Origin of the sequence: Ramlibacter sp. Leaf400 (assembly GCF_001424545.1) — a bacterium.
In the GTDB taxonomy this organism is placed as follows: Bacteria; Pseudomonadota; Gammaproteobacteria; order Burkholderiales; family Burkholderiaceae_C; genus Ramlibacter.
The window spans coordinates 385507-400209 of sequence record NZ_LMQL01000009.1 but is presented as its reverse complement, the minus strand read 5'-3'; the positions used below and the strand labels follow the sequence as shown (position 1 = coordinate 400209).

At 70.0% G+C, this 14703-nt stretch carries 12 protein-coding genes; 3 read left to right on the top strand and 9 right to left on the bottom strand.

Annotation, left to right across the window (positions count from 1 at the left end):
• The first annotated feature begins 80 nt into the window (after window positions 1-80).
• On the top strand, window positions 81-2375 hold the full coding sequence (locus ASG30_RS10160; RefSeq protein WP_055895518.1) for an NADP-dependent malic enzyme: 2295 nt from the start codon (window positions 81-83) through the stop codon (window positions 2373-2375).
• Between the two features lie 35 nt (window positions 2376-2410).
• Here the strand turns inward: ASG30_RS10160 and ASG30_RS22505 are convergent, their stop codons facing one another.
• Window positions 2411-2572 carry a hypothetical protein gene (locus ASG30_RS22505; protein WP_156385481.1) on the bottom strand — a complete coding sequence of 54 codons (162 nt, stop codon included), beginning with the start codon at window positions 2570-2572 and terminating at the stop codon, window positions 2411-2413.
• A gap of 84 nt (window positions 2573-2656) precedes the next feature.
• Entirely contained in the window at window positions 2657-4219 is a 1563-nt protein-coding gene (gene norR, locus ASG30_RS10155; protein WP_055895516.1) for a nitric oxide reductase transcriptional regulator NorR, read from the bottom strand.
• Window positions 4220-4312: 93 nt separating this feature from the next.
• Here norR and hmpA point away from each other — a divergent pair, with 93 nt between their 5' ends.
• Window positions 4313-5506, top strand: a complete 1194-nt coding sequence (gene hmpA, locus ASG30_RS10150) for an NO-inducible flavohemoprotein (RefSeq protein WP_055895514.1) — start codon at window positions 4313-4315, stop codon at window positions 5504-5506.
• Window positions 5507-5680: 174 nt separating this feature from the next.
• Window positions 5681-7132: a CopM family metallochaperone gene (copM, locus tag ASG30_RS10145; protein ID WP_055895512.1), complete on the top strand. Its 1452-nt coding sequence runs from the start codon at window positions 5681-5683 to the stop codon at window positions 7130-7132.
• 1193 nt (window positions 7133-8325) lie between these two features.
• On the opposite strand, the gene ASG30_RS10140 is transcribed toward copM, so the two are convergent.
• From ASG30_RS10140 to ASG30_RS10110, 7 genes are read right to left on the bottom strand one after another with little or no spacing between them, the layout of a single operon-like run.
• Complete coding sequence (locus tag ASG30_RS10140) at window positions 8326-9048, bottom strand: class II aldolase/adducin family protein (protein WP_055895510.1); 723 nt, start codon at window positions 9046-9048, stop codon at window positions 8326-8328.
• Window positions 9045-10715: an FAD-dependent oxidoreductase gene (locus ASG30_RS10135; RefSeq protein ID WP_327212920.1), complete on the bottom strand. Its 1671-nt coding sequence runs from the start codon at window positions 10713-10715 to the stop codon at window positions 9045-9047. The genes ASG30_RS10140 and ASG30_RS10135 overlap by 4 nt, the downstream gene beginning before the upstream one ends.
• Window position 10716: 1 nt before the next feature.
• Window positions 10717-10896, bottom strand: a complete 180-nt coding sequence (locus ASG30_RS10130) for a hypothetical protein (protein WP_055895508.1) — start codon at window positions 10894-10896, stop codon at window positions 10717-10719.
• 10 nt (window positions 10897-10906) lie between these two features.
• The gene (locus ASG30_RS10125) at window positions 10907-11500 is read right to left on the bottom strand and encodes a 3-phenylpropionate/cinnamic acid dioxygenase subunit beta (protein ID WP_055895505.1); all 594 of its coding nucleotides are present in this window, start codon (window positions 11498-11500) and stop codon (window positions 10907-10909) included.
• A gap of 23 nt (window positions 11501-11523) precedes the next feature.
• Window positions 11524-12312 carry an SDR family NAD(P)-dependent oxidoreductase gene (locus tag ASG30_RS10120; protein WP_055895503.1) on the bottom strand — a complete coding sequence of 263 codons (789 nt, stop codon included), beginning with the start codon at window positions 12310-12312 and terminating at the stop codon, window positions 11524-11526.
• Between the two features lie 5 nt (window positions 12313-12317).
• Window positions 12318-13685, bottom strand: coding sequence for an aromatic ring-hydroxylating oxygenase subunit alpha (locus ASG30_RS10115; RefSeq protein WP_055895502.1), 1368 nt, complete (start codon window positions 13683-13685; stop codon window positions 12318-12320).
• Between the two features lie 23 nt (window positions 13686-13708).
• The gene (locus tag ASG30_RS10110) at window positions 13709-14686 is read right to left on the bottom strand and encodes a 2Fe-2S iron-sulfur cluster-binding protein (RefSeq protein ID WP_235579765.1); all 978 of its coding nucleotides are present in this window, start codon (window positions 14684-14686) and stop codon (window positions 13709-13711) included.
• Window positions 14687-14703 lie beyond the last annotated feature (17 nt).

The following is a 14703-nucleotide window of genomic DNA, read 5'->3' as shown; positions in this document are numbered from 1 at the left end:
TCGACGGACGACTGCAAGAGGCTCTTGGGCCGCGGGCAATGCCATGCCGCACTTTCGAAAACGAGCGCCAGGAGACAAACATGCAGGACAAGATGTCAACGGCCGAGCTGCGCCGGGCCGCACTGGAGTACCACAGCCAGGGAGGCAAGGGCAAGATTTCGGTCACGCCGACCAAGCCGCTGTCCAACCAGCTCGACCTGTCGCTGGCCTATTCGCCCGGGGTGGCCTACCCCTGCCTCGACATCCAGGAGAACCCCGCCCTGGCCGCCGAGTACACGGCGCGCGCCAACCTGGTGGGCGTGGTGACCAACGGTACGGCCGTGCTGGGCCTGGGCGACATCGGCCCGCTGGCCGGCAAGCCGGTGATGGAGGGCAAGGGCTGCCTCTTCAAGAAGTTCGCCGGCCTGGATGTGTTCGACATCGAGCTGGCGGAGCGCGACCCCGACAAGCTGGTCGACATCATCGTGGCGCTGGAGCCCACGCTGGGCGGCATCAACCTCGAGGACATCAAGGCCCCCGAGTGCTTCTACATCGAGAAGAAGGTGCGCGAGCGGGTCAACATCCCGGTGTTCCATGACGACCAGCATGGCACCGCCATCATCGCCAGCGCCGCGCTGCTCAACGGCCTGGAGCTGGTGGGCAAGCGCATCGGCGACATCAAGCTGGTGTCTTCCGGCGCCGGCGCCGCGGCCATCGCCTGCCTGGACCTGATGGTCCACCTGGGCGTGGCGCCCCGGAACATCTTCGTCGTCGACTCCAAGGGCGTGATCTACCAGGGCCGGCCCGGCGGCATGGACGAATCCAAGGCGCGCTATGCGCAGGACACGAGCGCGCGGACGCTGGCCGACGTTTGCAAGGGCGCCGACGTCTTCCTGGGGTGCTCCACCGCCGGCGTGCTCACGCAGGACATGGTTCGCTCCATGGCGGACAAGCCCATCATCCTGGCGCTGGCCAACCCCGAGCCGGAGATCCGCCCCGAGCTGGCGCGCGAGGCGCGGCCGGACTGCATCGTGGCCACCGGCCGCTCGGACTATCCGAACCAGGTCAACAACGTCCTGTGCTTCCCCTACATCTTCCGCGGCGCGCTCGATTGCGGCGCCACCAAGATCACCGAGGAGATGAAGCTGGCCTGCGTGCGCGAGATCGCCGAGCTGGCCAAGGCCGACATCAGCGAGGAGGTGTCCACCGCCTATGGCGGCCGCGAACTGGCCTTCGGGCCCGAGTACATCATCCCGACGCCCTTCGACTCGCGGCTGATCCTGCGCATCGCGCCCGCGGTCGCCAAGGCGGCCGAGGCCTCGGGCGTGGCCACGCGGCCGATCGCCGACTACGAGGTCTACAAGCAGAGCCTCACGCGCTTCGTCTACCAGACCGGGATGATCATGCGGCCGGTGTTCGTCGCGGCCCGGGGCACGGCGTCCAGGTGCCGGGTGGCCTTCGCCGAAGGCGAGGACGAGCGCGTGCTGCGGGCCGCGCAGCTGGCGATCGAGGAAGGGATCGCCGCGCCCATCCTGATCGGCCGGCCCGCCGTGATCGAGGCGCGCATCGCCAAGGCCGGGCTGCGCATGCGCCTGGGCACGGACGTGGAGAGCGTCAATCCGGAGAGCGATACGCGGTTCCGCCAGTACTGGGAGACCTACCACCGGCTGATGGGCCGCAACGGCATCACCCCCGAGGCAGCCAAGGCGGCCGTGCGCCGCTCCAACACGCTGATCGGCTGCCTGGCGGTCCACCTGGGCGATGCGGACGCCATGCTCTGCGGCCTGGTGGGCCGCTTCGACCACCACCTCGAGCACGTGCAGGACGTCATCGGTGCATCGCCCGGCGCTCCGGGCTTCGCGACGCTCAACGGCCTGATGCTGCCCAACCGGACCCTGTTCATCGCCGATACCTACGTCAACGAGGACCCGGGGCCCGAGCTGCTGGCGCACACCGCGCTGATGGCGGCCCACGAGATCCAGCGGTTCGGCCTGCCGCCCAAGGTGGCCTTCCTCTCGCACAGCAACTACGGTTCGTCGACCCGGCCGTCCGCGCTCAAGATGCGCCAGGCGCGCAACATCTTCCGCCAGCTCGCCCCCGACATCGAGTGCGACGGCGAGATGCAGGGCGACGTGGCGCTGTCCGAAACCCTGCGGCAGGCCAGCCTGATGGAGACCAGCCTGACCGGCGAGGCCAACCTGCTCATCTGCCCGACGCTGGACTCGGCCAACATCCTGTTCAACGTGCTGAAGATGTGCGGCGGCCAGGGCATCACCATCGGCCCGATGCTGCTGGGCGGCAAGTCGCCCGTCCACGTGCTCACGCCGTCGGCCACCGTGCGGCGCATCCTGAACATGATCGCGCTCGTCGCGGCGAGCGCGACGCGGTCGGCGTGAAGCGGGTTTGATCCGCAGCTGCGCGGGATCGCAGCTCAGTAGGCGCCGCCGCCGCCCCCGCCTCCGGGGTTGGCCGTGGTGCCTGGAGCGGTGCCCGAGTTCGCGGTTCTCCCGGTCGTCGCCTGGCAACCGGCCAGTGCGGCCGCGAGCGCGATGAGCAGCAGGGCGAGCGGACGGACGAGCGAGCGTGTCGGCATGGAAGGCTCCTTCGGGTCGAAGTCCATCCTAGGCGGCACGGTCTCGAATGCAAGGCGCGGCGCGATCCGGGCCAGCGAGCCGGGTCAGCCCACCCTGGGCACGCCCAGCCTGCGCACCAGGCGGTGGAAGTTGCTGCGGTCCATCCCGGCTTCGGCCGCCGCGCGGCTCAGGTGGCCGCCATGGCGGGCGATGCAGGCCTCCAGCCAGCGCCGCTGGAAGTCGTCGGTCGCTTCGCGCAGGGATTGGCCTGCGGCAGCGGCCGTTGCGGTCGCCGCCAGCGGCTGCGGGGGCGGCACGGAAGGCAGGGACGGCTCGAGTGCCACGTGGCGGGGTTCGATCGCGACCCAGCGCCCGCCGCGGCCTTGCTCGTGCAGGGCGCGCAGCGCCGCTCGGCTGAGCACGTGCTCCAGCTCGCGCACGTTGCCGGGCCAGCGGTGCTCCAGCAGCGCGTGCTTGGCCGCGGGGCTCAGGCGCAGGTTGCGCGCGCCCAGCCGGTGCTGGTTCTCTTCCAGGAAGCTGCCGGCCAGGGTAAGCACGTCGCGACCGCGCTCGCGCAGCGGCGGCACCAGCAGCGGATAGACCGCGAGTCGGTGGTAGAGGTCGGCACGGAAGCGCCCCTGGGCGATCATGGCGCGCAGGTCGCGGTTGGTGGCCGCCACCACCCGCACGTCGACCTTCTGCACGCTGTCGCTGCCGGGGCGCTGCACCTCGCCGCTCTGCAGCACGCGCAGCAGCTTGGCCTGGATCGCCAGCGGCAGCTCGCCCACTTCGTCCAGGAACAGCGTGCCGCCGTCGGCCAGCTCGAACTTGCCCAGGCGGTCCTGCACGGCGCCGGTGAAGGCTCCGCGCTTGTGGCCGAACAGCTCGCTGTCGGCGATCGTCTCCGGCAGCGCCGCGCAGTTGACCTGCACCAGCGGCCGCGCGCTGCGCGCCGAGGCGGCGTGCAGGCGCTGCGCCACCAGGTCCTTGCCCACGCCCGTCTCGCCCAGCACCAGCACCGTGAGGTCCGAGGCCGCCACCGAATCGATCTCGCTGCGCAGCCGCTGCATCGCCGGGCTGGTGCCCAGCAGCTCGCGCGCCGGGGCGTGCACCGCGTGCCATTCGCGCGCCAGCGCTTCTTCGCGCAGGGTGCGCCGGGCCACCGCCTGCAGCGTCTCGATGGCCTCCACGCCGGACTCGACCAGCCGCACCAGCGCCTCCAGCTGCGCGGGGCCGACGCCGTCGAAGGCGCCGGGCCGCAGCGCGTCCAGCGTCAGCAGTCCCCAGAGCCGGCCGTCCACGCGCAGCGGCGCGCCCAGGCAGTCGTGCACCGGCAGGATGTCGGGCTGGCCCGCGACCAGGCCGTCGTAGGGATCGGGCAGCCCGCAGTCGGGGGCGAAGCGCAGGACGCCGGGACTCTTGGCCAGGCGGGCCAGGCGAGGGTGCGCGGCGACCACGAAGCGGCGGCCCAGCGCCTCCACGCTCAGGCCGTCGACGGCCAGCGGCGTGAGCACGGCGTCGTCCAGGCGCAGCAGCGCCATGGCATCGCAGGCCACGAGCTGGCGGGCGGCGGCGAGCAGCTCGCGGTATCGATCGGGGGCAGGAAGGGGGCTGGGGGCGGGCGTGGTGCTTCCGACCACGCCGGTGGTCGCGGGGACAACGGTCATCGTGGTCGATTGGACCACGGCCGAAAAATTCCTTGCAGCGACAGGGACTTGCGAGGGCCCTTCGGCTGGCACGGATCTTGGGATGCCTTGTGCATGTTCACACCCAAGACCATCTCCCTGATCCAGGCCACGGTGCCTGTCCTGCAACAGCACGGCGAGGCCATCACCACGCACTTCTACCAGCTCATGTTCCGCGAGCATCCCGAGGTGAAGGCGTTCTTCAACGAAGCGCACCAGGCGAGCGGCACGCAGGCGCGCGCGCTGGCGGGCGCCGTTCTGGCCTACGCGGCCCACATCGACCGCCTCGACGAGCTGGCCGGCGCGCTGCCGCGCATCATCCAGAAGCACGCCGCGCTGGGCGTGCTGCCCGAGCACTACCCCATCGTCGGCGCCTGCCTGCTGCGCGCCATCCGCGAGGTGCTGGGCGAGGCCGCCACCGACGAGATCATCGCGGCCTGGGGCGAGGCCTACCAGGCGCTGGCCGACCTGCTGATCGCCGCCGAAGAGGAGGTGTATGCCGCCAACGCGGCGCGCACGGGCGGCTGGCGCGGCACGCGCGACTTCCGCATCGCCCGCCGCCAGCCCGAGAGCGACCTCATCACCTCGTTCTACCTGGAGCCGGTGGACGGCCGCCCGCTGCTGGACTTCGTGCCGGGCCAGTACCTGACGCTGGTGCTGCACATCGAGGGCGAGGAAGTGCGCCGCAACTACTCGCTGTCCGACGCGCCGGGCAAGCCCTGGTACCGCATCAGCGTCAAGCGCGAGGACGGTGGCCTGGTGTCCAGCTGGCTGCATGGGCAGGCGCAGCCCGGCACCGTGCTGCGCGTGCAGGCGCCCTGCGGCGAGTTCCGGCTGGACGCGGCCGCCAACGACGGCCAGCGTCCGCTGGTGCTGGCGACCGGTGGCGTGGGCATCACTCCGGCCATGAGCATGCTGGAAGCCGCCGCGCCCACCGGCCGTCCGATCCGCTTCATCCACGCGGCGCGGCACGGCGGCGTGCACGCCTTCCGCGCCCGCGTCGACGCGCTGGCCCGCCAGCACGGCAACGTGGAGGTGCTGTACGTGTACGACCAGCCGCGGCCGCAGGACCAGCCGCACGCCACCGGCCTGCTGACCCAGGAGCTGCTGGCGCGGCAGTTGCCGGCCGACCGGGACGTGGACGTCTACTTCCTGGGGCCCAAGCCCTTCATGCAGGCGGTGTACCGCAGCGGGCTGGCGCTGGGCGTGGCGCGCGAGCGGCTGCGCTACGAGTTCTTCGGTCCGCTGGAAGACCTTGCGGCCGCCTGAAGCGGCGCCCGTCCGCCTCGGACGATTCCTAGCCGGGCTCGGAGTGCGGCACCCCGCCGATCAGAGCCCGCCGAGGCCCGGTTTCATCTCCCGCCGATGTCGCCTGCGGGCCGCGCGTGGAACAGTGAGGGTCACAAGGAGCGGGGCGCAGGTCGTGCCCCGCGGACGCAACGAATGACCCACCCACAACACTCCCCGGACCCCACCCGCCGCCCGCGCAGGCCCCTGCGCGCCGCGTGGGGCGCCCTGGCCGCCGGCACCCTCGCGCTGCCGGCCCAGGCCCACGTGAAATGGTTCGCGCCCTACATCGTGGAGGCGCCGCCGCAGAAGATCGGACAGACGCTCTCGGACCCCTGGTTCTGGACGGGCATCCTGCTCGTGGTCGCCTTCTTCCTGGCGACGCGCTGGATCGAGAAGACGAGCGTGGGGCAGGCCATCCTCGCCGGCATGGACAAGGTCAGCGATCCGCTGTGGCGGCGCCTGGACGACTTCCTGCGCTTCGTGATCGCCGCCTTCTTCGTGGCGATCTTCGCCGTCGGCGGCGTGTACCTCACGCCCGACCTGAAGACGCCCAACGAGTGGGTGTCGTGGATGCAGTTGCTCATCGCGGCCCTGGTCTTCTCGCGCCGCACGATGCCCCTGGCCGCGGCCGGCATCATCCTGCTGTGGGTGCTGGCCCTGACCGAGTACCAGTTCTTCCACCTGCTGGACTACCTGGCGCTGGGCGTGGCCGTGGCGGCCTACCTGGTGCTGGAGTCGTCCAGCCGGCCCGAGTGGCGCAAGTACCGCTTCGAGGTGCTGCGCTGGGGCGTCGCGATCGCCCTCATGTGGTCGAGCCTGGAGAAGTTCGCCTATCCCGAGTGGTTCTATCCGCTGGTCGAGGAAAAGCCGTTCCTCACCTTCGGCATGCCGCGCGACGTCTTCATCCCGATGGCCGGCGTGGCGGAGTTCACCATGGGCTTCGGCCTGCTCTGGACGGCCCTGGTGCGGCGTCTTTCCGCCATCACGCTGTTCCTGATCTTCAACGCCGCGGTCTACCCGTTCGGCCGCCTGGACCTGGTCGGCCACGCGCTGATCATGGCGGTGATCGTGGCGATCGCGGCCGATCCCACGCCCCAGGTGCGCTTCCGGATCCGCCGTCCGCTGTGGACCATCCCGACGTCGCTGGTGGCCTTCATGCTCCTGTTCGCGGGCAGCTACTGGGGCCTGCACGGCCTGCTGTACGGGCCGGCCGGACAGCCGGGCACCGGCATTTCGCAGCCCAGCACGCACTCGCCGGATCCGCAGCGTCCCCATGGCCCGGCGACGGCGCAAGCCACGGGCGGCCATGCGCACGCCGCACAACCTGCCGCTGCGGGTGGCGGCGCCCGGGCCGCCTACGCGTCGAGCATGGCCGCGATGCACAAGGGAATGGATGCCGCACTCGACGACCGCGATGCCGATGTCTCTTTCGTCAAGGGCATGATCGCCCACCACCAGGGCGCGGTGGACATGGCGCGCATCCAGCTGCAGTACGGCAAGGACCCTGCCAACCATCAGCTGGCCGAGCACATCATCGCGGAGCAGGAGCGCGAGCTGGCGCAGATGAAGGAGTGGCTGCGCCGCCGCGCGGCGCCGGCCAGCTGATTCGGGTCGATCGGCTGTCCGAGGTGGGCCGCCGGTCCGGGCACCCGAACCACCGACCCACAGGCAGCGCGGGGGTTCTCGCTTGATCAAGCACTTCGCCTTTGAGGTCGACGGTTCGGGTGGCCGGGATCGGCTCCATTCGCGCCCCCCGTTCAGCCGATCCGTATGAGCGTCCTTCGAAGCCGCGTCGCTCAAAAGGCGATGGCCTCTTCATCGCGAGGGCGAGCGCGAGCACGGCCACCCGGACCGGCGGCCCNTGTTCATCAGCGAGACCGCCGATGCCGACGCCATCCTGGAGGGCCCGCGAATGGTCCCTCCGACCGGGCACCCGAACCACCGACCCACAGGCAGCGCGGGGGTTCCTCGCTTGATCAAGCACTTCGCCTTTGAGGTCGACGGTTCGGGTGGTCGGGATCGGCTCCATTCGCGCCCCCTGTTCAGCCGATCCGTATGAGCGTCCTTCGAAGCCGCGTCGCTCAAAAGGCGATGGCCTCTTCATCGCGAGGGCGAGCGCGAGCACGGCCACCCGGACCGGCGGCCCCGCCCTGGACAGCCGATCACCCTGGACCAAGACACCGTGTGGCAGGCAAGCCCAGAAGGGGAAAGGGCTCCAGGGGATCCGCTGTCCAGGGCGGGGCCGGCGGCCCGGGTACCCGTTCTCCGGGCCACGCTCGCGATGAAGAGGCCGTTGCCATTCGGGCGCCTTGGCTTGGACGTTCTTCCGTCGCGCAGGAGTGTCCAGGGCCCGCGAATGGTCCCTCCGATCGGGCACCCGAACCACCGACCCACAGGCCGCGCGGGGGTTCTCGCTTGATCAAGCACTTCGCCTTTGAGGTCGACGGTTCGGGTGGTCGGGATCGGCTCCATTCGCGCCCCCTGTTCAGCCGATCCGTATGAGCGTCCTTCGAAGCCGCGTCGCTCAAAAGGCGATGGCCTCTTCATCGCGAGGGCGAGCGCGAGCACGGCCACCCGGACCNGTTCAGCCGATCCGTATGAGCGTCCTTCGAAGCCGCGTCGCTCAAAAGGCGATGGCCTCTTCATCGCGAGGGCGAGCGCGAGCACGGCCACCCGGACCGGCGGCCTCTCCCTGGACAGCCGATCACCCTGGACAACCCGACGCCCTGGACAACGAGACGAACCTTGCAGCTAAGCGAGACGAACCTTGCAGCCAAGCCCAGCCGGGAGACGGCCTTTCACGCGATGCCGGCGCGCCGGAGCATGGCGTCGAAGATCAGGCGGTGGACCTCGCCGCTGCTCGCCACGCGGGTTTGCGGAACGTTCCTGAGGATCGTTTCGGGGATCTCGCGGTTGGGCCCCCGCCCGCCGTCGGCCGCGAGCTGGATCTCGCAGGCCCGCTGCAGGGTCCACAGGCGGTTGAAGGCGGTGGGGATGTCCGGGCCCACCACCAGCAGGCCGTGGTTGCGCAGGACCAGGTGGTTGCGCCGGCCCAGCGAAGCGACCAGCCGGGGCTGCTCCTCCAGGTTGGTGGTCACGCCCTCGTAGTCGTGGTACGCCACGTCGCCGTACAGCATGGCGCTGTAGAAGTTGTCGTGGCGCAGGCCCTCTTCCTTGCACGAGACCGCGCAGCCGGCGGTAGTGTGCACGTGCATGATGCAGTGCGCATCCTCCCGCGCCGCATGGATCGCGCTGTGGATCACGAAGCCGGCCCGGTTCACGCGCGCGTCGCTGCCGTCCTGGCCGTTGCCGTCGAGGTCGATGCGCACCAGGTTCTCGGGCCGGACCTCCGAGTAGTGCAGGCCGAAGCGGTTGATCAGGTACTCGGGCTTTCGTCCCTGCGGCGAAGGCAGGCGCACCGTGATGTGGTTGAAGATCAGCTCGGTCCATCCGAGCCAGTCGAACAGGCGGTAGCAGGCGGCCAGGTCGGCTCGCGATCGGTCTTCGGAAGTCATCGTCATGGGGTTCGGGCTCCACCGGCGCCGCGGATGCGGTCCACCAGGGCAAGGGGATCGGCGGGCAGCTCGTCGCCGCGCCACGCGACGTGCCGGTCCGGCCGCGACAGCACCAGGTCGCGGTCGTACAGCGCGCCGGCTTCGTCGGCGGACAGGTCCAGCACCTGCAGCGGCACGCCCCGGTCGGCTGCGGCCCGCACCAGCGGCGCGACGTCCTTCTTCGGGTCGGTGCGCAGCAGCGTGAAGCCGTCGCCGAGCGCGTCGTACAGCGAGCGGCCGTCCTTCAGCCAGACGTGCGGTGTGCGGCAACCGGGGACGGTGGACGGCGTGAACGAAGCCATCCCGTAGCCCGGTGCGGCCACGCCGTCGTAGGCGATGAGGGGCGAGTCGGCGTAGAAGTACCCGAAGTTCAGCCCCGCGCAGCAGTACTGCTGCACGTTCAGGTCGTAGAGCTCCTGGCCGAACCGCGCGCGCACCGCATCGCCCTGCGCGCCCGGCGCCTCGATGTCCGCCGGGATCGCCTCGCGCTTGGCCTGCAGGGCCAGCGAGTGGTTCATCGCGAACTGCGACACCTGCTCGGTGATGGGCTGGCGCTCGGCCTCGTAGCCGTCGAGCACGCCTGCGCCGCCCCAGCCCTGCAGGCGCGCCGCCAGCTGCCAGGACAGGTTCATCGCGTCGGCGATGCCGGCGTTCATGCCGTAGCCGGCCATCGGCACCCACAGGTGCGCCGAGTCGCCGCAGATGAAGGCGCGCCGGTCGCGGAAGCGCTCGGCCACCAGGCGCCGGCCGATCCAGTCCTCCTTGGACACCACCTCGTACCGGAACGACGGGTCCACGCCCAGGATCTGCCGCAGGGCCCAGTCGCGGTCCACGGCCTCGAAGTCGGGCTCGTCCGAGCGCAGGTAGTTGTGGACCAGCCAGCGGCGCCGGCCGTCGATCGCATAGACGTTGCCGCTGCGCCGCGGATTGACCGAGAACGTGGCCCAGGCGGGGCGGTTGGGAAGCGCCGAGAGCAGGTCCGGCGCATCGATCAGCGTCGACTGCACGCGGGCCACGACATCGACGCCGGTAAAGCTCGCGCCGATGGCCTTGCGCACCATGGAGCGGCCGCCGTCGCAGCCGATGAGGTAGTCGCTGCGCACCTCGGACTGCGCGCCCGAGTCCAGGTCTTCGAGCGTCGCCGTCACGCCGGTCTCGTCCTGGGTGAACGAGACCACGCGCGTGCGGCAGAGGATCTCCAGGTTCGGCATGCCCTCGGCGTGCCGGAACAGGATGGGCTCGATGTAGATCTGGTTGATGCGGTGCGGCGGCTCGGGGGTCGGCCACCAGGTGTCCGGTCCTTCCACGGTGGAGTCGAGCCGCTCGGCGCGCGAGGGGATGCGGATGCGCGAGAGCTCCTGGCCGCGGAAGGCCGTGCGGTATGCGACGTCGTGCGGGTAGTCGGGCGGCAGCCCGCTGTCGCGCAACGTGGAGGCCACGCCGAGCTGGCGGAACACCTCCATCGAGCGCGCCGAGATGTGGTTGCACTTGACCGGCGGCGCCTCGCCGCGGTGCCGCAGCTCGGCGACCAGCACCTGCACGCCGCGCCGGGCCAGGTCCATCGCGAGCGTGAGCCCGACCGGGCCCGCGCCCACGACGAGGACCTGTGCCGACATGCGTTCGCCCGTGGCCATCTCAGGCTCCCGCCTTCTCCTCGAGCCCGGCGACGTCCTCGCAGAACACGAGGTCCTCGTCACCGGTCGACAGGCGGGCCTTCAGCCAGATGCCGTCGCCGATGTTCTCCAGCACCTCGGCGCAGGTGCCGTCCTTGAGCCGGACCACCTGGCCCGGTTCGATGCCCAGCAGGTTCAACATGGATGCTCTCCTAGAAGAAGATGGTGAGGTTCTTGGCCAGCAGCACGTTCTGGTGGATGCGAATCTCGCGCTGCGCGAGCTTCCAGCCGTCGGCGGTGCGGCGGATGCGGTCGAAGCGGTCGCCCACGAAGAAGTACTCCTCGTACTCGCAGCGGTTCTGGTAGATCAGGAAGCGGCTGGACACGTCCACCTCCACTTCGCCGGCGGCGCTGGTCTCGATGGCCTTGAGCTGCACGTTGCTCACCAGGCGGCACACGCGCGACAGCGGCTCCTCGGCCCAGTGCACGCCGGTGAGGATCTGCTCGCAGCGCTTGCCGATCGACCACTTGCCTTCGTTGAACCAGCTCATGTGCTGTTCCCGCCTGGTGAACTCGTGCTTGGCGTGTTCGCCGTACTTCACGTTGTATTCCATCGGCATGAAGTAGCGCAGGTCGTCCGCGAGCGTGTCCAGCCATTCGGTGAAGCGGCGCTCGTCCAGCAGGTTGGCCTCGTCGTAGAGGAACTCCTCGATCTCGCGCCTGGTGTCGTAGTAGCGGGCATCGCGCGCCAGGCGGGGCGCTGCGGCGGCAGGGGCGGGGGCCGTGGCTTCGGCGGTTTCGGACATGTTCTTTCTCCTGGGAGGGGTGTTCAAGGCTTGGGCGGGACCGGCCCGCCCTGGTGCGCGAAGCAGCCGACGTCGATCACGGTGCCCGAGATCGCGGCCGCTTCGTCCGACAAGAGGAAGGCGACGGCATTCGCGAGGTCGCGGCCGGTGGCGGGCCGCCCCGCGGCGGTGCCTGGCGCGGGCTTGCGCACGAAGGCGTCGACGTTGCCGCCGAAGCGGCCGACGCTCATGCCGGAGACGATGCCGCCGCCGCCGGGGATGGCGACGTTCACCCGCACCCGGTCGTGGAAGTGGTCGTAGGCCATCGCCATGCTCAGGGCCACGATGGCGCCCTTGCTGGCGGCATACGCGGCCATGTTGGGCTTGCCGTAGCCGGCGCCCGAGCCGATGTTGACGATGGCGCCGCCGCCCGCGCGCACCATGTGGGGCAGGGCGGCCCGGCTCATGAGGTACGTGCCCTTGACGTTGACGTCGAGGATCTTCTGGAAGACCGGCTCCTCGGTCGTGAGGACCGTGCCCAGCGGGCCGATGGCCGCGTTGTTGACCAGGCCGTGGATCGCGCCGTAGCGCGACACGGTGTGGTCGACGACGCGCTGCACGTCGGCCGCGTTGGAGACGTCGGCCTCCAGCACGTCGGCCTTGCAGCCGGCGCGCTCGAGTTCCTTCAGCACGGAGTCGATGCCCTGCGCGGTGCTGGAGACCTGGGCCTGCGCCAGCCCGAACGCCACCACCTGGTGGCCGCGGCGCGCGAGCTCGACGGTGATGGCCTGGCCCAGCCCGAAGGTTCCGCCCGTGACGATGACGACGGACATGGGCGTCACTCGGCGAAGCTCGCCGGCTCCTTGTCCTTGCGGCCCAGCAGCGTGTCCCAGTCGGCGCTGTTCATGTAGTCGCGCCAGCGGCGGTAGAACTGCCGCGGGTTCTCTTCGCTCACCTGCAGGCTCACGTTGCCCGCCACCGGGGCGTCGGTGCTCACCTTGCCCAGCGACTGCTGGTAGTTGAACGGGTAGCGCCGCGCGATCACGCCGCGGCTGCCGGCGGTGGCGTAGTTCCAGTTCTCCATGTCGTCCTGCTCCGTCATGCCCGCCGGGCCGGAGTAGCGCATGTAGTAGGTGCGAAGGAAGTCCTTCACTTCCTGCGGCGCGTCCGCATCCACCAAGAAGAAGCGCCAGGCTTCGGTGGACTCGGGGCCGTGCGGGTGCCAGACGCACAGGTTGCGCGGCTGGTTGCCGTGGAACGAGACGTTGGGGTAGATCGTGCCGACGAAGGGGATCAGGCGGTGCTTCTCGGCGCCCAGGCGCTCCTTGCGTTTGGCATGCGCCTCGCGGAAGTACTCGGCCACGATCGGGTTGTTCTGGTACGTGTTCAGGAACTCCCAGTCGTCCGGCATGATCGCGCTGTGCACGCCGTGGCCCGCGGGGAAGTTGGCCCAGACGTGCTGCGCCTTGTCCATCTCGTTGTCGCGCCGGCCCTTGACGCCCGCTTCCGCGCTCGGTCCGATGCCGATCAGGTCGACCGAGCGGTGGCTCACGTTGTGGTACGTGTCGCCCAGGAAGTTCTCGGCCGCGAATTTCCAGTTGCACGGGATGATCCACTTGTGCACGCCGAACAGCACCTCGGAGCCGCCCTCGCGGCCGTCGCGGCAGTCCAGCGCCAGGTCGAGGTGGACCTTGGCGTCGCCCAGGTAGGTGAGCAGGTCGGGCGCGTCCTTGTCCCAGCTGGCCCACACGGTGCCCTTGTAGACCTCCATCTTGGGCACTTCGATCAGCGACCACTCCTCCTTTTCCATGCAGCCTTCGTAAAGCTGCTTGAACTGCGGCACGCCGAACAGCTTGCCGTCGGTGGTGTAGCTCCAGCTGTGGTACGGGCAGGTGAAGAGCGTGGTGTTGCCGTGGTCGTACTGGCAGACCTTCATGCCGCGGTGGCGGCAGGAGTTGAGGAAGACGTGGACCTTCTTCTTCTTGTCGCGCGCAAGGATCACGGACTCGGCGCCCATGCGCGAGGTGAAGAAGTCGCCCGGGTTGGGGATCTGGCTCTCGTGGCCGACGAACAGCCAGGCGCGGGTGAAGACCTTCTCGATCTCCTCCTCGTAGATCTCCTTGTCGGAGAAGATCTCGCGGCTGATCTTGCCCTCGCGGAGCTTGACCATCGCGTTGTAGCGGGATTCGGTGGTGATGGGGATCATGCTTTGCTCTCTCTCGAAGGGGGTCAGGCGAATCGTTCGCAGAGGACGTCGGCGCGCTTGAGGCCGGCGGCTTCGGCGGCGCGGCGGCCGGCCTCCACCATCGGCGGCGGGCCGCACAGGTACACGCGCGTGGAAGGGTCCAGGCCCAGCTGCGGGATCAGGTCGGTGGCGTAGCCGGCGTGGCAGCCGGGCTGCGCGTCCTGTTCGACGGCGATCTGCAGGTCCACGCCTTCCAGCTGTTCGCCCAGTTGCTTGAGTTCGTCCAGGGCGAACAGGTGGCCGGGCGTGCGCGCGCCGATCAGGAAGGTGGTGCGGTGCGCGGGCGGGTGGGCCGCCATCGCGCGCAGCATCGACAGGAAGGGCGCCACGCCGGTGCCGCCCGCGACGAACAGGCGTGGCCGCTCCTCGTGGCGCAGGAAGAAGGTGCCGTGCGGCGAGCTGAGCTCGACCGGATCACCCGCCTTGGCACCGGCCAGCCATTCCGAGAACGCGCCGCCCGGCACCAGCCGGATGAAGAACTGCAGGCGGTCGGTGCCCGGAACGTTGGCCATCGAATAGGAGCGGTGGTAGTCGGCGCCCGCCGGCGTGATGCGCACGTACTGGCCCGGCTCGAACACCACCGCCTGCGGCACCTTCACCTCCAGCCGCACCGTCTCGCTGGCCACCTGTTCGACGGCGGTGACTTCGGCGGCGATGGGAACGGGCTCCTCGCTCAGCGCCTCGCTGGAGTCGTAGGGCAGCTCGATCGCGCAGGCGCTGTTCACGCGGCAGACGCAGGGCAGCACGGTGCCGCAGGCGCGGTCGTCGTCGGGCAGCACCGCACGGTCGTAGTCGTCCAGGTCGACGCTGCCCGACACCAGTTGTGCCGTGCAGGTGCCGCACTGGCCGTTGGAGCAGTCGGTCAGCAGGTGGATGCCGGCTTCGTTCGCCGATTCGACCAGGTTGCCGCCACAAGGCACGGACAGCCGGTGCGAGACGCCGTCGGCGAAAAGGAGGGTCACGGGAATGGGGGATGACA